Annotated in this window: 14 protein-coding genes; 4 read left to right on the top strand and 10 right to left on the bottom strand. The window is 68.5% G+C overall.

Annotated elements, in window-relative coordinates; all coding sequences use genetic code 11:
- Positions 1-10: 10 nt before the first annotated feature.
- Both FIV50_RS03730 and nadE read right to left on the bottom strand, forming a co-directional pair.
- On the bottom strand, positions 11-3,481 hold the full coding sequence (locus FIV50_RS03730) for a TM0106 family RecB-like putative nuclease (protein ID WP_140036256.1): 3,471 nt from the start codon (positions 3,479-3,481) through the stop codon (positions 11-13).
- Positions 3,482-3,552: 71 nt separating this feature from the next.
- Positions 3,553-4,371 carry an ammonia-dependent NAD(+) synthetase gene (gene nadE / locus FIV50_RS03725; protein ID WP_140036255.1) on the bottom strand — a complete coding sequence of 273 codons (819 nt, stop codon included), beginning with the start codon at positions 4,369-4,371 and terminating at the stop codon, positions 3,553-3,555.
- A 112-nt stretch (positions 4,372-4,483) separates the two neighbouring features.
- Between nadE and FIV50_RS03720 the strand changes: the two genes are divergently transcribed.
- Complete coding sequence (locus tag FIV50_RS03720) at positions 4,484-5,041, top strand: phosphorylase family protein (RefSeq protein WP_140036254.1); 558 nt, start codon at positions 4,484-4,486, stop codon at positions 5,039-5,041.
- 51 nt (positions 5,042-5,092) lie between these two features.
- Here FIV50_RS03720 and FIV50_RS03715 read toward each other — a convergent pair whose 3' ends face one another.
- The 4 genes from FIV50_RS03715 to FIV50_RS03700 form a co-directional block, all read right to left on the bottom strand.
- Positions 5,093-8,089 carry an AAA family ATPase gene (locus tag FIV50_RS03715; RefSeq protein WP_181164329.1) on the bottom strand — a complete coding sequence of 999 codons (2,997 nt, stop codon included), beginning with the start codon at positions 8,087-8,089 and terminating at the stop codon, positions 5,093-5,095.
- A gap of 114 nt (positions 8,090-8,203) precedes the next feature.
- Positions 8,204-9,358: an exonuclease SbcCD subunit D gene (locus FIV50_RS03710; protein WP_140036252.1), complete on the bottom strand. Its 1,155-nt coding sequence runs from the start codon at positions 9,356-9,358 to the stop codon at positions 8,204-8,206.
- Between the two features lie 109 nt (positions 9,359-9,467).
- On the bottom strand, positions 9,468-10,913 hold the full coding sequence (locus FIV50_RS03705) for an MFS transporter (RefSeq protein WP_140036251.1): 1,446 nt from the start codon (positions 10,911-10,913) through the stop codon (positions 9,468-9,470).
- Between the two features lie 153 nt (positions 10,914-11,066).
- Complete coding sequence (locus FIV50_RS03700) at positions 11,067-11,375, bottom strand: GNAT family N-acetyltransferase (protein ID WP_258184399.1); 309 nt, start codon at positions 11,373-11,375, stop codon at positions 11,067-11,069.
- Between the two features lie 330 nt (positions 11,376-11,705).
- Here FIV50_RS03700 and FIV50_RS03695 point away from each other — a divergent pair, with 330 nt between their 5' ends.
- The 3 genes from FIV50_RS03695 to FIV50_RS03685 are packed head-to-tail and all read left to right on the top strand — an operon-like array spanning position 11,706 to position 13,640.
- Positions 11,706-12,410 (top strand): winged helix-turn-helix domain-containing protein, encoded by a 705-nt coding sequence (locus tag FIV50_RS03695; RefSeq protein WP_140036250.1) that lies wholly within the window; start codon positions 11,706-11,708, stop codon positions 12,408-12,410.
- Between the two features lie 35 nt (positions 12,411-12,445).
- Complete coding sequence (locus FIV50_RS03690) at positions 12,446-13,405, top strand: DNA-3-methyladenine glycosylase family protein (protein WP_181164328.1); 960 nt, start codon at positions 12,446-12,448, stop codon at positions 13,403-13,405.
- A 37-nt stretch (positions 13,406-13,442) separates the two neighbouring features.
- On the top strand, positions 13,443-13,640 hold the full coding sequence (locus tag FIV50_RS03685) for a hypothetical protein (RefSeq protein WP_140036249.1): 198 nt from the start codon (positions 13,443-13,445) through the stop codon (positions 13,638-13,640).
- Between the two features lie 4 nt (positions 13,641-13,644).
- Here FIV50_RS03685 and FIV50_RS03680 read toward each other — a convergent pair whose 3' ends face one another.
- From FIV50_RS03680 to FIV50_RS03665, 4 genes are read right to left on the bottom strand one after another with little or no spacing between them, the layout of a single operon-like run.
- Positions 13,645-14,400: an iron ABC transporter ATP-binding protein gene (locus FIV50_RS03680; protein ID WP_140036248.1), complete on the bottom strand. Its 756-nt coding sequence runs from the start codon at positions 14,398-14,400 to the stop codon at positions 13,645-13,647.
- On the bottom strand, positions 14,397-15,422 hold the full coding sequence (locus tag FIV50_RS03675; protein WP_140036247.1) for an iron chelate uptake ABC transporter family permease subunit: 1,026 nt from the start codon (positions 15,420-15,422) through the stop codon (positions 14,397-14,399). The genes FIV50_RS03680 and FIV50_RS03675 overlap by 4 nt, the downstream gene beginning before the upstream one ends.
- Positions 15,415-16,404 (bottom strand): iron chelate uptake ABC transporter family permease subunit, encoded by a 990-nt coding sequence (locus FIV50_RS03670; RefSeq protein WP_140036246.1) that lies wholly within the window; start codon positions 16,402-16,404, stop codon positions 15,415-15,417. Before FIV50_RS03670 ends, FIV50_RS03675 begins: the two co-directional genes overlap by 8 nt.
- A 52-nt stretch (positions 16,405-16,456) precedes the next feature.
- Complete coding sequence (locus FIV50_RS03665) at positions 16,457-17,449, bottom strand: siderophore ABC transporter substrate-binding protein (RefSeq protein WP_140036245.1); 993 nt, start codon at positions 17,447-17,449, stop codon at positions 16,457-16,459.
- Positions 17,450-17,474: the final 25 nt, after the last annotated feature.

Genomic DNA, 17,474 nt, shown 5'->3' with positions numbered 1-17,474 from the left:
CGGTGCTGCCTCAGCTCGCCGCACCGACCAGCCGCGCGAAGGCGCTCATGCGAGCGACCCCCTCGGGTGTGCGGGGCAGGTCGTCGAGCAGGGCCGGTGAGTGGATGAGGTATGCCGCGACCTGCGCTCTCGAGATCGCCACGTTCAGTCGGTTCTGCAGCAGCAGGAACTCCGGACCGCGTGGGGCATCGCGTCCGCTGGATGCCGCGAGGGACGTGATGGACACCACCGCCTCCTTGCCCTGGAAGTTGTCGACCGTGCCGACCGGGACGTCGGGGAAGCCCGCCGCGGCGAGCGCGTCGTGCACGGTCTGACGCTGTGCGTTGTAGGGCGCGACCACGATGATGTCCGTCTGCGCGAGCGGACGGACCGTGGCGTCGGCATCGTTGTCTGTGAAGGCTCGCCCGACGAGGTCGCGCACGAGTGCCACCACCGCGTCGGCCTCCTCCGGCGACTGCGTCGCGTTGCCGCGGTGGCGGAGCGGGACGATGTGCAGACCGGGATCGATGCCCTCGAGCGCACGCCGCTCGGTGCCGGGAGCCGACGCGAGCTGCCCGGCGTACGCGAGCTTCGACACCGGCGCGGCGAGGCGGGGATGCATACGCCATGAGCGTGCCAGGAAGTAGCCGTAGTCGGGTCGCACCACCGCATCGCCGTCCATGACCCAGCCGAGCGCCGATGTGTCGACGGGCTCGGGGTGCGCGCCCTGGCTGACCTGGGGAAGCTGCTGCGGGTCTCCGAGCAGCAGCAGCCGCTTGGCGCCTGCCGCGACGGCGATCGTGGAGGCGAGCGAGAACTGCCCCGCCTCATCGACCACGAGCAGGTCGAGGCCTGCCCGCTCCACCCGAGCGGTGTTGCTGAAGTCCCAGGCGGTGCCGCCCACCACGGCGCCGTGCTCGGCGTGCTCGCCGAGGAACGCGGCCATACCGTTCTTGGGGATCACCGTGTACGACGGGTCTTTCGACGGGTCTTTCGGGGACTTGGCGACCTGCGCCGCGGGAACACCGTCGGCCACCACTCGCTCGAGCAGATTCTCGATGATCGCGTGCGACTGCGCGACGACGCCGATCGTGAAGCCGTGCTCCTTCACCAGTCGCGCGATCACCTGCGAGCCCGTGTAGGTCTTGCCCGTGCCCGGAGGGCCCTGCACGGCGAGGTAGCTGCGGTCGAGATCGAGGACGGCGCGCACGATCGCATCGATCGTGTCACCGCCGCTCTCCGGCAGCAGGCTGCCCGAGAGCGTCCGCGGAGGGATCCGGCGCAGGATGTCGGTGGCCGCATCAGAAGGGAACCCGGGCGCTGCCGCATGGACCGTGTCGGCCCATTCGTCGATCGCGCCCTGCAGCGAGACGACGCGCGGCGGCGCCGCCGGGGTGAGAGCGAGAGGCAGCTCGTCCCAGGTCTGTCCTTGGATCGCCGTCTCGGTGATCAGATAGCCGTCGTCGAGCGCCTCGGCGACCGTGACCGTGTGCGGGACGTGCACCGCGCGGGACGGGGCATCGGTGTCGAAAGGCGCGGGCACCGGGTACAGGGCGAACGGCTGTGATCCGGCGCCGAGGGTCGTTCCCGGCGACACCTCGCCGCGGATCTCGATGGCACGCGACATCACCCGGCGCCCCTCACCGACGCTCCAGTCTCGCTGCACCGTCGACGACATGCGATCGACTCGCACGACATCGCGAGTGCCGTCCCACATCGTGACGGGCTCGCGCAGTCGCTGGAAGTGCGACACCCAGAAGCTCTTGGCCTCTCGGGGGAAGTAGTCGATCGCTGCCGCCGCGATGCGATGCACCTGCCCGTCGCCGCCGGCCTCTACGGCCCGTTCCGCGTCGGCGAGGAGCGCGACCGACCGGGGGGACGGCTCGTAGATGACCTCGTCGGCCTCATCGGGCGGGGCGGGGGTCACCCCCTCCTTCCGGGCGATGTCGATCAGCCAGTTGCGAAGGCGCCTCGTCGACACGCAGTCGTAGCGGTTGTAGTCGGCGAGATCGGCGAACACCGCGTCCGCCTCTTCCTGCTCCCCTGCCGCCGCGAGTTCGCGGGCCGCCACGTACTGGACGATCGAGTCGTCGCCCTTCTGCACGTCGCTCGTGCGCACGTCTTCGCCCATGTAGAGCGGCTCGAGCTTCTTGATCGAGTACGACCTCGTGCCGACCCTCACGGTGCGCAGAACCAGCGGATAGAGGTCGACGAACACTCCTTCACGCAGCAGCCGATCGATCTCGCCCTCGCGCACGCCGTGCCTCGCGGCCATCGCCACGAGGTGCGAGGTCTCGTAGGGGGCGTAGTGGTAGATGTGCATGCCGGGGTGCGCGGCTCTGCGCACCTTCACGAAGTCGAGGAAGCGCTCGAACGCCTCTCGCTCCGCCGCGAAGTCGTGGGCCCACAGCGCCGTGTACTGGTCGGTGTTGTCGACCCATCCGAAGAGATAGTCAATCCCCCAGTGGGCCTCCCCGTCAGGCGCCGGCTCGGTGTAGAGCGGGTCGCCCTCGAAGTCGAAGAAGATGTCGCCGTGGCTCGGCACGGGCAGGGTGTGGATCGCCGCGGCATAGTGCACGTCATAGGTCGGCGCGCCCTCGGCATCCGCGCGGATCTGCAGCCTCGCCTGCGCCCGCAGCGTTTCGAACGTGTCGGTGTTCATGCCGTCAGGAGGCGTGGCTGCGTCGGCCAGGGCATCGATGGTCTCGATCCCGGCCGCCCGCAGCCGTGCCCGCTGGACGGGCCGCATGCGCGCGACCATCAGCAGATCGCGATGCGCGATCACCTGCTCCTCGCACGTCGCGCATCGCCCGCAGGCCACGACCTCGAGGTCGCCGCGGTCATCGCCCCACGCCAGCGCGGCACCGGCGGAGCCCTCGTCGACTCGACGATCGGCGATGAGCGCACGCAGGCGCGCTCTGCGCACCTGGAACAGCGGAAGGAGGTCGTCGACTGCGTGGGTGCTCAGTGTTCCGTCGCCGAGGATGAGATCGACCTCGTCGGATCGGGGAATGCCCAGCCGATCGAGCTGATCGACATATGCCGCCAGCTGCATGAGTGCGGTGACCCGCGCCTTGCGGGCGAGCTTGGAATCCTGCACCCGCCAGCGCCCGTCGTCGTCGCGCTTCAGGAAGTCGGCGAACCCGACGAATTCGGGTGTCGCGAAGGCGGCTTGGAAGACGACGACGGCGTCGGAGCCGAGCGCTCCCACGGTCTCGTCGACAGCCGCCGCGAGGGCCTCGGCGTCGACGGACGAGACCTTCTCGACGAGATGCACGCGATCGGCACCGAGCTCGTCGAGGTACCGCGCCAGGACGTTCTGCTCATGGACGTCTCCGAGCAGCGCGGCCCTGGCGAGAGTCGCGTCCTCAGGCTCTTCGACGGCGGGAACGCGGCCCAGCTTCGCATCGATCGCTCGACACCAGGCGAATTCGCATTCGGCGGCCGCCTTGAGGTCGCTCGCGCTCCAGATGACGCGCTGCGCCTGAGTGTCGATCCGCACGATTCTCCCGTTCCCTCGGATGCTTCGACACTAGCCGCGGCATCCGACACGGGATCACGAGGCGACGCGTGTCAGCGCCACCAGGTGTCTTCTGGCGTCACCGGAAGGTTGCGCTTGTGCTGGGTCGCGAGGTAGCGGGCTTCGATGCGACCCGCGACGTCGGGGTCGACCTCACGCCCTTCGAGGAAGTCGTCGATCTGCTCATACGTGAGCCCCAGCTCGTCTTCGTCGGCCCGACCGGGCTGACCGTCGAGCAGGTCGGCCGTCGGCACCTTGTAGGCGAGACGATCCGGTGCTCCGAGCAGCAGCAGCAGAGACCGGCCCTGACGCTTGCTGAGACCGGAGAGCGGAAGGATGTCGGCCGCGCCGTCGCCGAACTTCGTGTAGAAACCCGTGACGGCCTCAGCCGCGTGGTCGGTGCCGATCACGAGCAGTCCATCGTGCCCCGCCAGCGCGTACTGGGTCACCATGCGCACGCGCGCCTTGATGTTGCCGCGGTTGAAGTCGCTGATGTCGCTCGTGACGGCGAACTCGATGTCCTCCTCGACGCCGTCGACACCGTTCTGGATGTTCACCTCGACCGAGGAGTCGGGCGCGATGAACTCGAGGGCAGCCTCGGCATCCGCGGCATCCTTCTGCACCCGATACGGCAGGCGGACGGCGAGGAACTTCGCCTCTCCGCCCTCGGCGCGGACACGCTCGACCGCGAGCTGTGCGAGTCGTCCGGCGAGTGTCGAGTCCTGACCGCCCGAGATCCCGAGCACGAAGCCCTTCGCGCCCGTCGTGCGCAGGTAGTCGACGAGGAAGCCGACGCGGCTCTCCACCTCGGCTGCCGGATCGATCTCAGGCTTCACGCCGAGTGCTTCAGAGATCTGCTGCTGCAGGGTCATGTGTTCCTCCGGTCTGCCCGACGCCAGTATCCTCCCCCAGTGTTACATCGAGATGACGTCGGCCGCACGCGCAGGGCTTCGCGGCGGCCGATCGACCTGGCAGGATGGCGGAGTGAAACTTCTCGTCGCAGCCATGGCCTCCGAACTCGCAGCGTTCCCGGAGGAGCTCGAGGGATTCGACCAGCTCGTCACCGGCGAGGGCAAGATGCAGGCCGTGTTCGGCCTCACCCGTGCGCTCGACGCCAAGGAGTACTCCGAGGTGGTGGTCGTCGGCACGGCCGGCGGCATCGACACTGACCTCGAAGCGACCGTGCATGAGATCGGCAGCGCGCTGCAGCACGACGTGTTCGACCTCGACGGTGTCGCAGGTCAGCATGTGTCGCTGCCCGCGCGCGTGTCGACCGGCCGCGAGGGCGTGCTGATCGCGACCGGCGACAGCTTCGTCGGCGATGCCGGCATCACTGCCGTCATCCGCCCTTCCGGTGCCGGTCTGGTCGACATGGAGACCTACGCGTACATCTGGGTCGCCGAGCAGTTCGGCGTGCCGATCCGCGCGTTCCGCGCGATCTCCGACCGAGCTGAGGACGGCGCGCTCGTCGACTTCCGCGAGGCGATCGCGCGGTGCAGCGTGCAGCTGCGTGACGTGATCCGCCGGGAGTACGGCGTCTGACGAACAGGCGTCCACGGAAACCTGCTCCCTCCGGCGAGGGGACGCCCAGTCTCAGCGCGCTTCGATGACGCTCGGGCCGCTCGACGTCGCACGCACCCTGAGCTGCGCGGGGATCTGCTCCTGCATCGCCTCGACGTGACTGATGACACCGACGGTGCGGCCGCCCTGGCGCAGTTCGTCGAGCGTGCGCATGGCGACGTCAAGAGTGTCGCCGTCGAGCGAGCCGAACCCCTCGTCGATGAACAGGGTGTCGAGACGGATGCCGCCGGCTCGCGCCGTGACCACCTCGGCGAGTCCGAGAGCGAGGGCGAGGGAGCTCAGGAAGGTCTCGCCACCCGACAGCGACTGCGCGGGCCGGGTCTGGCCGGTGAATGCGTCGAACACGACGATGCCGAGCCCTGACGCAGCCCCGCGGGCGGCCAGCGCATCCGAGTGGCGCAGCTGATACCGCCCCGTCGACATGTCGCTGAGTCGGCGGTTCGCGGCGTCGACGATCTCTTCGAGTTCAGCGGCGAGGACGAATGTCTCGAGCGTCATCTTGCGGACGTTCGCCCCTCGCCCGGCGATCGTGTCGGCGAGTCCTCGCAGAACCTCGTAGTCGGTTGCGTCGTCTGCGATGCGGGCGTGTTCTGATGCCGTGGCCTCGATCACCGCAGTGAGCTGCTCCGACACGCCTGCCGCCCGCCCTGCCTCGTCGACCGCGGCGGACCAACGCTGCCGCGCGGTGAGGGACAGCAGCTCGGCAGGCCCCAGGTCGATCGTCTCCTCCGGAAGTGTGCGGAGCTCGAGGTCGAGAAGGATCGCGCGCTCCTTCTCTCGCTGGACGGAGTGCTGAGTGACTCGGCTCTCGAGAGCCGCCTGCGCGGCGGCGGTGCGGAGTGCCAGCTCGACCGCAGCGACGCCGTCGAACTCCGATGCTTCCAGCGCCGCGTCCTGTTCGGCGTTCGCAACAGTCGCCGCCTCGGCCCTGCGCGTCCGTTCTGCGACCGCCTCGACGAGCGCGAGAGCGGCCTGCACCTCGGCGCGCATGGCCGTGAGCCTCTCGGCCACGGACTCGTAGGATCCTCTCGCCTCGGCGATCGCCTCCCGCGTATCGGCGACGCGTTGCGCCACGAGCGCGTGCGCTTCGCGCGCCGCAGCCAGCGCCGTGGAATCACGTTCGCGGTCGCTGTCGAGACGGCGGATGCGCTCGAGCAGAACCTCACGCTGCTGCTCGAGAGCGGTCTGCTGTTCGGAGGCATCCGCGCTCTGTGCGTGCGCTGCTGTGGCCGCGTCGAGCTCTGCGCGGGCCTCATCGACCTCTCGAGCGTCTGCGCGCGTGATCGCCGCGGCGAGGTCGGCACGCAGTGTCGATGTCAGTTCCGCCGCATCTCGCTCGCGCTGCGCGATGGCGTCACGTGCGGCTTCGGCCTCGTCGACGTCGTCGGCAGAGACAGGATCGGCATGCACGGCGGGAGCCGGGTGCTCGTGCGACCCGCATACCGGGCACGCCTCACCCTCGTGCAGCGACGTCGCCAACTCCCCCGCGAATCCGTCGAGTCGACGCTGCCTGAGCTGAGCCAGCGCTGCCTGAGCAGCAGCGAGCGCCACACTCGCGTCGGCGAGCTCCCGCTCGGCGTCGGCATGGGTGGCTCTGAGACGGACTGCCTCGAGCGCCGCCGCATGCCGCACTGCAGCAGCATCCCGCGCTGCGGCCAGGTCTCCGACGCGACCGGCGAGTTGCCTCGCCGCGTCGCGCGCGAGTGTGAGCTCGTCGAGCTGTGCGGGAAGAGCGACACGATCGGCCTCTGTTGCTTCGATGCGCGCGGTCGCCGCCGCGACTGCATCGGAGGCCGCAGCCAACTCGGCGTCGAGGGCTGACGCAGAGCGTTCCAGCTCCGCCGCCCGCTGCCAGGCACCGATCTGCGCGGTGCGGTCGGCAGCCCATTCGGCGAGATCGTCCGCGACGATGTCGTGCGCCTCCCAGGCCGCTCGCGCTCGCTCCTCGGCCTCGAGTGCCGTCTCGTGCGCCGCCGCCGCTGTTGCCGCGGTCGCGATCGGGCCGCGCAGCAACTCCGCAGCTCTGGCGTTCTGCAGCTCGCTGCGCGCAGCGGCGATGTGCGGCTCGTCGGCCTCGAGGCGTGCGAGCGCGGCCCTGGCCCGATCTCGCTCGATCTGTGCCCGCTGCTCCTCGCGCGCGATCGCGAGCGCGGCGTCGGCGGCATCCGACTGCTTCTCCGCCTCGAGGCGCTCAGCCGCTCGACGTTCCGCGCGGTAATCGGCACGAGCCTTCGCACGGCGCAGACCGTCGAGGCGCTCCTCGTTCGTCACCGCGACAGGCTCTGACTCGATCGCGCCCCTGTCTTCTCCCTGCCCCTCGCTGTCGTGGCCGAGGTCGGCGTTGCTGACGAGCCGCTCGCCTTCTTCGAGGCGGGCGGACACCGTTGCGAGGCGTGCCCCGAGGGCCTGCTCAGCCGCCTTGCGTCGTTCGTCGAACCGCGCCTGCACGTCTTCGAACCGCTCGGTGCCGAACAGCCGCCGCAACAACGACTGTCTCTCTTTGCTCCCCGCGAGGAGGAACTCCGAGAAGCGATTCTGCGCGAGCAGGATCACCTGCAGGAACTGCTCGCGGCTGAGCTGCAGGATCTCGTCGAGCTCGTAGGCGGCCTCGCGCTCTTTCGCGGCGAGACCGATCCATTCGCCGCCGACCATCGTGTGGAGTTGCACGGCTGCGGGTTGCACCGTCATGCCCCCGCCGCGCTTCTTGGGGCGCTCGTATTCGGGCGAACGCATGACGCGGTATCGGCCTGCCGGAGTGCTGAACTCCACCACGACCTCGGTGACGTCGTCGGGCTCGCAGTGATCGCTGCGAAGCCGCTTCTCGCCACCCTCGTACCGCGGGACTCCGCCGTAGAGGCCGAAGCAGACGGCGTCGAGGATGCTGGACTTGCCGGCACCTGTGCGCCCGGCGATCAGGAAGATCCCGTCGTCGGCGAACGCATCGAAGTCGACGGTCTGCCGCTCGCGGAACGGGCCGAATCCTTCGACCTCCAGTCGGTGCAGCTGCATCAGAGCACCTTCTTCACTCTCGGAGCATGATCGCGGTGACGCATCGCCGGACTGCATCGGGTCGCCACCGGACTAGATCGAGTCGTCATCGGATGAGATCGAGTCGCCACCGGACTAGATGAGGGCTTCGGCGCGGACGCGGTCATCGAGGACCTCGCGGATCAGCTCGCCCTCGCGCTCGGTGGCACCATGGCCCGCGCGGACGTGCTCGAGGAAGGCCTCGATGCGCACGGGGTCGCTGACAGCACCGCGCAGCCGATCGACATAGGAGCGCTCGACCTCCGCGGATGTCTCAGCCGGCTGGTGCTGAACCATGGCACAGTGCGGATACCGCTCGCGGAGGCGACGCATCGGCTCGGTCTGGGCGAGCGCATCGGTGTACACCGCGCAGACCCAGTCGTCGGAGTGCGCCGCGATGTTCTCGGGAGACAGGATCTCGTCGAGGGTGCCCGTGAGGGTCACCAGGCGACGAGGGACGGGCAGATCGAGCCACTCGACCGCTGACAGGCCCGAGGCATCGAGGTCGACCAGCCACGAACCGCGCGGCTTGCTCTGCTCGCCGAAGCTGTAGTGCAGTGGAGCGCCCGAATAGCGCACCCGCTCGCTGATCTGCTGGCGCCCGTGGATGTGCCCGAGGGCGACATAGTCTGGGCCGTCGAAGACCGAGAGCGGCACGACGTCGAGACCCCCCTGGCGCACCTCGCGCTCGAGACCGACCGTGGCGTCGACGCCCGCGGAGAAGCAGTGCGCGATCGCGACGGATCGCCCCGGGTGCGCCTGCATCCCCACGCGGACGAGATCCATCGCATGCGCGAGCGTCTGCGCCTGCGTGCGCAGATCTGCTCCGATCCAGTGCTGTCTCACGATGGCCGGCTCGAGGTACGGGATGCCGTAGAAGTGCACAGGGCCATCGGCGTCGCTCAGCGTGACCGGCGTGCCGATCGCGAGCGGATCGGTCAGCACGTGGATGCCGTCGCGGAGCAGCCGCGCCTGGAACCCGAGACGAGCGGCGGAGTCGTGGTTGCCGCTCGTGACGATCACGCGGGCGCCCGTCTCGTGCAGCGCGACGAGCGCGTCGCCGAGAAGCGTGTACGCCGGGCCGGCCGGCGTCGCCGAATCGAAGACGTCACCGGCGACGATGACGACGTCGACCGCATTCTCCCGAACCTGCACCGTGAGCGCTCCGAGCACCTCGGCCAGCGCGTCCATGGTCGAGTTGCCATGGAAGGTGCGGCCGATGTGCCAGTCGGAGGTGTGCAGGATTCGCATACTCACACGCTACGAACCCCCACCGACATTCGGCCCCAGGCGTGCCGCGGCATCCGTTCCTGGCCCCCGAAATGACGGGAATCAGAGCGGAACGGATGCCGTGGACGTCTCAGTGCGCGCCGACGGCGAGCCCCGGCTGCGACGGCATCAGCTCGTCCCTCGTGCCGCGCACCATGACGGCGGCGATCACGGCGGCGACGACCATCAGGATCGACGCGACGATGAAGACCCACCCGTAGGCGTCGGTCAGCTGCGACGGGGAGAGCTCGGTCTGCGCATGCCCGCCCACCGACGCCGCGTACACGGCCGTGAACACGGAAAGTCCGATCGATCCGCCGATCTGCATGGCCGAGTTGGCGACGGCCGAGGCGATGCCCGCGTCGTGCGGCGCGACTCCGGTGAGAGCCAGGTTCTGCAGCGGGATGAACACGAAGCCCATTCCGATGCCGAGGAGCACGAGCCCCGGCGCGATCTGCACGAGATACGCCCCATCGGGGGTGATCCCGGAGAGGAGGAACAGACCGGCTGCCGCGATGAGCGGCCCGACGATCATCATCGGACGCGGCCCGATCACCGTGAGGAGCTTCGTCGCGATGGGAGCGATGATCATCGTCGCGATCGGGAGCGGAAGGGTCGCCGCTCCCGCCTGGAGTGCGCCCATGCCGAGCACGAACTGGAGGTGGAAGGTCAGATAGAGGGTGGCGCCGATCATGATCGCGCCGGCGACCCCCTGGATCAGGAAGGCACCGCCCCTGACCCGGTCGGCCACCACACGCAGCGGAAGGAGCGGCTGCGACACACGGCTCTCGACCCATACGAACACGGCGAGCAGAACGACACCGAGAACGAGGAACGCGATGGTCAGCGGGTCGCCCCAGCCGTTCTCGGCGAGGCTGAAGCCGTAGACGAGCGATCCGAGACCGAGGGTCACGGTGATCGCACCCCAGACGTCGTATCGGTTGTCGCCCTCCGCCTTGCTCTCGGTGAGGAAGAGCGCTCCGCCGACGAGGCCGATCGCGACGAAGAAGAGGTTGACCAGCAGGCACCATCGCCAGTCGGTGAACTCGGTGAGGAATCCGCCCAGCAGCAGGCCGACGGCAGCGCCGGTTCCCGCGACGGTCCCGAAGACCGCGAACGCCGTGTTGCGCTCACGCCCCGAGGGGAAGGTCACGGTGAGCAGCGCGAGAGCCGCCGGAGCGAGAAGTGCGGCGAAGACGCCCTGCAGGCCGCGGGCGAGGATGAGCTCCCACCCCGACTGCGCGAGGCCGCCGTAGAGGGATGCGGCGCCGAAGCCCACCATGCCGATCATGAAGACACGTTTGCGGCCGACGTAGTCGGCGATGCGGCCGCCGAGCAGGAGCAGTGCGCCGAAGGCCAGGGCGTATGCCGTGACGACCCACTGACGCTGGCCGTCGCTCATACCGAGAGACGCCTGGGCTTGCGGCAGGGCGATGCTGACGATGGTGCCGTCGAGAACGACGATCAGCTGCGTGAGAGAGATGACGACGAGCGCCCACCACCGGGTCTGGGGGCGGGCGCGCAAGGACGATGACATGGAAGAACCTCCGGTGTCGGGAACGATGCCGGAGGTTTCGAGCCTCGGACCAGCGCGCGTCAGCGCCTGACCACCTCAGCCGACGGGGCTGAGCAGGGTATCCATAATACCGGACGAACGTCGTCGTGTAACACAGCGTCACACGACGATGCGTCAGCGCGAGCGCAGCAGAGCCGCGTGCTCGGGGTGCGCCTCGAACCAGTCGGAGACGTACCAGCACACCGCGTCGACCTTTCGATCTCCGCGCGCCTCGATGTCGGCGACTGCCCCCTCGACGACAGTCCCCGCGTAGCCGTGGCCGCGGAAAGTGGGGATCGTGAAGGCCCTCGTCAGGGCTATCGTGCGTCCGTCGTCGCGGTAGTCGAGCACGCTCACCAGCTGCCCGTCGCGCGTCAGCGTGTACCGCGAGGCGTCCTTCTCGTCGGTGAGGATGAAACCGGATGCGAGCGTCGAAATGGTCACCCTCACCACGTTACGCCCGCCCCCACCACGGTCGGCCGTTTTGACACGCACGGACTTCTTCCGACATAATCCCCCCATGACTACCAACGCAAGCCCTTTGTCCGCCCAGGAGGCGAACAGGACTGCCGGGATGATGATGCCCGGTCGCGTTGGCATGTGTTGCCGAATGTGTCGCTGAACGAACAGCCACTCCGTCTGACCTGACTTCTCGCGATCTGCGAGGTATGGGTCATCGAGCATCCACCCTTTGCTCGCTCTTCCGGCTCGCCCGGTCATTCATGCAACGCATCAGAGCCCCTTCCCGGCTCACGTCCTGAGGACTTCATCATCATGTCGAACACCGCACTTCTCGAGCGTCCCGCCGCCACCGCAACCGTCCGCACCGCCGCATCGGCACCCGCGGCCGCCCCGCTCGACGCAGATCTTCCCGCCGTCCGCTCGCCCCGCGGCTTCGCCCTCTACGTCGGTCTCGACGAGATCAAGGCAGCCGAAGCCGGAGTCAGCCTTCCCCTCCTGGTCGACGCCCTGCGCCGCACTCTCGCCGAGCTCGCGCCCGGCGCCGAGACGCACGCGACCGTCGCACTCGCCCCACACGGATCTGGGGGCCGCGACCTCGACGTCGTCCGCCTGGCGCTGCACGAGCCCGGTGCGATCGCGCGCACCAAGGCCGCCGCAGAAGAGGAGACCACCGACGAAGAGGGTGGCGTCGTCGTCGACATCTCGCGCAAGCGCGTGCTGATCGACGGAGAGTCCGCGGCGTTCACCTACAAGGAGTTCGAGCTGCTGCAGTACCTCGTGCTCCGCGAGGGGCGCACGATCGAGCGCAGCGAACTCGTCTCGGCACTGTGGCAGGCGCAGGACGACGAGACCCCCGGCGAGCGCACGATCGACGTGCACGTGCGGCGTCTGCGCGCGAAACTCGGCCGCTACGAGGACATCGTCCGCACCGTGCGCGGCATCGGCTACCGCTTCGACCGTCACGCCGACGTCGTCATCCGCTACGGCCACGGCACCCCCTCGCCCGACCGCTTCTGATCCGAGTGTCAGGCCCGCCACGTATGGTGGGGCGCATGACCCTGACCGCGGATGCCGGAGCCGCCGACGCGGCTCCTTCCGGCGCACCGCGAGAGACCGTGTATCGGCCCGCGGCACCCGTCGATCTCCGCTCGACGGTCGGGATGCTGCGGCGAGGCCCCGGCGACCCGACCATGGTCTTCGACGGTCCGGTGATCTGGCGCACCCTCCGGACTCCGCTCGGCGCCGCGACGTTGGCGCTGCGCGCGCAGAGCGGAGAGATCCGGGCCACCGCGTGGGGCGGCGGCGCCGATCACGCGCTCGACACCGTGCCCGACCTGTGCGGCGCAGGCGACGACCCCTCGGGCTTCGATCCCTCGCACCATCCGCTGATCTCCGAGGTCGCCCGTCGTTCGCCAGGCATCCGCCTGGCCCGCACCGGCGTGGTGTTCGACGCCCTCGCGTGCGCCGTCATCGAGCAGAAGGTCACCGGTCTCGAGGCCTTCCGCACCTGGAGGCTGCTCGTCACGAAGTTCGGCGAACGCGCACCCGGCCCGACCCCGCGCCCGATGTACACCGCGCCGACCGCGGCGGAGTGGCGTCGCATCCCCTCATGGGACTGGCATCGGGTCGCGGTGCAGCCACCGCAGTCGAAGACCATCGTGCGAGTCGCCGAGCGGGCCGACAGCATCTCCCGCGCGCTGCTGGCCGCATCCACCGGCGACGAGCGCGACCGTGTGCTGACGAGCTTCCCCGGCATCGGTGTGTGGACCTCGGCCGAGACGCGCATCCGGGCACTCGGTGATCCGGACGCGGTGAGCGTCGGCGACTACCACCTGGCCCATGAGGTCGGGTACGCGCTCACCGGGCATCGCACCGATGACGACGGGATGCTCGATCTGCTCGCCCCGTGGGCAGGCCACCGCCAGCGCGTCATCCGGCTCATCTTCGCGAGCGGAGTGAGCGAGCCCCGTCGAGGACCACGGCTCTCTCCCGAAGACCACCGCAGTCGCTGACCTCCCCCGACGAGAGGATCGCCCCTAGGCTGAGCCCATGTCGCGCAACGTACTCCGCTTCTCCGTCACCGCAGGGCTTCTCATCCTCGGTGTCGTGATCGGCCTGATCTTCCAGAACGTCTGGCTCGGCATCCTCCTGGCCGCGATCGTCTGGCTCGGCTGGTTCATCGGCTACGAATCCCGCCGCGGCCGCAACGCCGGCGTCAACGACGAAGACCACGGCGTCGAGCTCTGAGCCGTCAGTAGTACACGGCCAGGGGACCGGAGGGACCCTCGACCACCTGCACCGATGTGTCGAACACTCGAGTGAGCACCTCACCGGTCATGATCTCGGAGGGTGGTCCGAACTCCACCACCTCACCGTCCTTCATGGCGCAGATGTGATCGGCGTAGTGTCCCGCGAAATTGATGTCGTGCAGCACGATCACGATCGTCCGCCCGAGCTCCTCAGCCGCCCGACGCAGGTGCTTCATCATCTGCACGGCATGCTTCATGTCGAGGTTGTTGAGCGGCTCGTCGAGCAGCACGAACGCAGTGTCCTGCGCCAGCACCATCGCGACGTAGGCCCGCTGTCGCTGGCCTCCGGAGAGCTCGTCGAGATAGCGCCCTTCCAGGTCGCCGAGGTCGAGGAAGTCGATCGCTCTGCTGATGATCTCCTCATCGTCGCGGGTCAGCCGGCCCTGCGAATGCGGGAAGCGCCCGAATCCGACGAGCTGGCGCACGGTGAGCCGCGTCACGAAGTGGTTCTCCTGGCGGAGCACCGAGACGATCTTCGCGAGGTCCTTCGACTTCGTGGTCGCGACGTCGTAGCCGGCGATTTCGATCGCCCCGGCGTCCATGCCGCCGAGCCGTCCGATCATGGTGAGCAGCGTCGACTTGCCCGCGCCGTTGGGACCGATCAGCGCGGTGATCCCGCCGGCGGGGATCTCGAGGTCCACGGGGCCGATCGCGACCTCGTCGCTGTAGTCGCGGCGGACGCCGTCGAGTGTGATCACAGCCTGCCCTTTCTGAGGATGACGATGAGGAAGACGGTTCCGCCGACGAGCTCGATGAGGATCGAGACCATGCCCTGCGCATAGAAGACGTTCTTCATGACGAAGTACGCCCCGGCGAGGATCGTGAAGGCCGTGAGCACGGCCACGGGGAAGATGAGTCGATGGTCGTACGTGTCGGCGAACTGGTAGGCGAGGGTCGCGACGAGGAAGCCCAGGAACGTCATGGGCCCGACCAGCGCGGTCGATGTCGCCATGAGGACGGCGACGAGGAAGAGCACGATGTAGAGCTCGCGCTTGTGGTCGAGTCCGAGCGAACGCGACACGTCAGGGCCGAGCGCGAGCAGGTTCAGTCTCCTGGACCTCATCCAGAGCAGCGCCGAGGCCGCGACGCACAGAGGGATCGCGAGAGGCAGATACGACGCGTCGGCGTTGGAGACGTTGCCGAACAGTCGCGCCGCGAGCACGTCGAACTCGCTGGGCGTGAGCAGCCGCTGCATGAAGGTCGAGATCGCTCCGAGGCCCCCTCCGATGATGATCCCGATGAGCAGCATGATCTGCAGGTTGCCGTAGCGCCCCGACAGCAGCCATCCGTACAGCGCCATCGCCAGCCCCACCATGATCACGACCTGCAGACCGAACTGCCAGACACCCTGGATCGCCACGAGACCGGCGACGCCGAACAGGTACACCGTGGTCGTCTGCACGACGCGATAGAGCGACTCGAATCCCATGATCGACGGCGTGATGATGCGGTTGTTGGTGACCGTCTGAAAGCTCACGGTAGCGATCGCCTGCGCCACTGCGACCACGGCCATCACGGTCACGTTCGTCACCCGGAGCTTCGCGATGCGCCAGAACCCGGGCGATCCGATCGGCATCGGGTTCTCCCATGCGAGCAGAGCGAAGGCGAAGGCCACGGAGAGGACGACGAGGATGCCGAGCACGATGATGTACCGACGCCGCGCGCGCGGCGTCGTGAAGGATCCGGAGGTGCGGGTGCCGACCGCTGTCGCGCTAGCCACGACGACGCTGCCTCAGCAGGAGCAGGATGAAGACGATCGCCCCGACGACGCCGAGGATCAGCGACACCGGCACCTCGAACGGCATGATGATCGTCCGTCCGATGATGTCGCAGACTGTGACGATCGCGATGCCGAGCAGGCATACCCATGGCAGGTTGCTGCGCAGATCGTCGCCGCGGACCATCGAGACGACGTTGGGCACGATCAGCCCGAGGAAGGGAAGGTTGCCGACGACCACCGTGACGACGCCCGTGGTGACGGCGATGAGCGCTGTGCCCAGCAGGATCACCCGGTTGTAGTCGACCCCGACGTTCGTCGCGATCTCCTCCCCCAGCCCTGCGATCGTGAGACGGTCGGCGACGATGAAGACGACCACTCCGACGATCGCGACGATCCAGAGCATCTCGTACTGTCCGCGGAGCACCGAGGTGAAGCTGCCTGCGAACCAGACCCCGAGAGCCTGCAGCGAGTCGGTCGCGAGCGCGAAGTAGGTCGATACCGACCCGACGACGGCCCCCAGCATGATGCCGACGATCGGGACGATGAGAGACGACTTCAGCGAGACCCGCCGCAGGAAGGCGAAGAACACCATGGTGCCGATGAAGGCCGCGATGATCGCGCCTGCCATCCTCAGCGGGATCGAGGGGTTCGGCACGAGCACCATCACGGTGAGCAGACCGAGCCCTGCCCATTCGGTGGTGCCGGTGGTCGTGGGTTCGACGAAGCGGTTCTGGGTGAGGAGTTGCATCACCAGTCCGGCCATCGCCATCGCGGCCCCCGCGAGAACGAGGGCGATCGTGCGCGGGACGCGAGTGATCTGGAACATCTCGGCACCGTCAGCGGCCCCGGCGATGTCGTAGACCCCGGTGAACAGGGACACGACGAGAAGGGCGACGACGACGAGGATGCCGACGAGGAGCCTGACGTCGAAGAGCCGCCCGGCAGACCGGGGCGGCTCGGTGGAGAACGCGGTGCGGGTCATCGTGAGACGCCGACCGGCGGCATCCGCCCTCGAGCGGATGCCGCCGAGCGACCTACTTCTGTGCGGCCTCGAGGGCGTCGGCGAAGTCGTTCAGGAACGTCGTGTATGTCTGGATGCCCTCGTTCAGATAGGTGTCGGTGGGCATGTAGACGATCTGCTCGTCAGCGACGGCCGTGACGCCGGCGAGTGCCTCGGAGTTCTCGAGGATCTCCGATGCCTGCACGTAGTCGGGGGTCTCTGCGGCGAAGACGGCGTCGCGGTCGAGCACGAGGAGCCAGTCGGGGTTCGAGGCGGCGATCACCTCGACCGAGATGTCGTCTCCCTGGTGGTCGTCCGAGGCATCGGCGACCTCGAGTGCCGGGGTCAGCCCGAGGATGTCGTAGATCGGCCCGAGGGAGCGACCCACGGTCGGGGCGAGATAGCCGATCTCGCCACCCGAGGTGTTCACGGCCATGACCGTGTCGGCGTCGTCGTAGGCGGCCTTCGCCCGCTCGACCGCCGCGTCGAAGTCGTCGACCAGTGCCCGCGCGTCATCCTGCGTGCCGAAGATCTCGCCGAGCACGGTCACCTGCCGCTTGAGCTCCTCGTCGAAGGGTTCGCCCTCGCGAGGCTCGAGATCGATGATCGTGGCGTCGGGCACGAGCTCGGCGATGGCCTCGTTGTGCTGAGTGAAGCGCTGTCCGCTGATGATGAGGTCGGGTTCGACGGCGACGATCGCCTCGAGGTCGGGCTCGCTGTGCAGGCCGATGTCGACGATCGAGTCGTCGTCGAGGTATGACACGGTGTCGGGCATGAGCGCGACCGCGCCGGCGGAGAGCTCGACACCCCAGTCGGAGAGGGTCTGGAAGGTCCGGTTGTCCAGTGCGACGACGGAGGCGGGAGGAGTGGCGATCTCGTGCGATCCGGTGTTGTCCTCGATCGTGACCGAGTCGGCGGCGGCCGCGGTCTCCGCCGGCTCGGCTTCGGCTCCGGAGGCGCAGCCGGCGAGGGCGAGGAGACCGACGAGACCGACGCTCGTGGCGCTGAGGATTCTGGGCATGGACATGGAGAGACTCCTGTTCTGCGGTGAT

The organism is Microbacterium foliorum, from assembly GCF_006385575.1.
Taxonomy (GTDB): domain Bacteria; phylum Actinomycetota; class Actinomycetes; order Actinomycetales; family Microbacteriaceae; genus Microbacterium; species Microbacterium foliorum_B.
The sequence above is the reverse complement of the archived record's forward strand: the minus strand, read 5'-3'. Positions and strand labels throughout refer to the sequence as shown.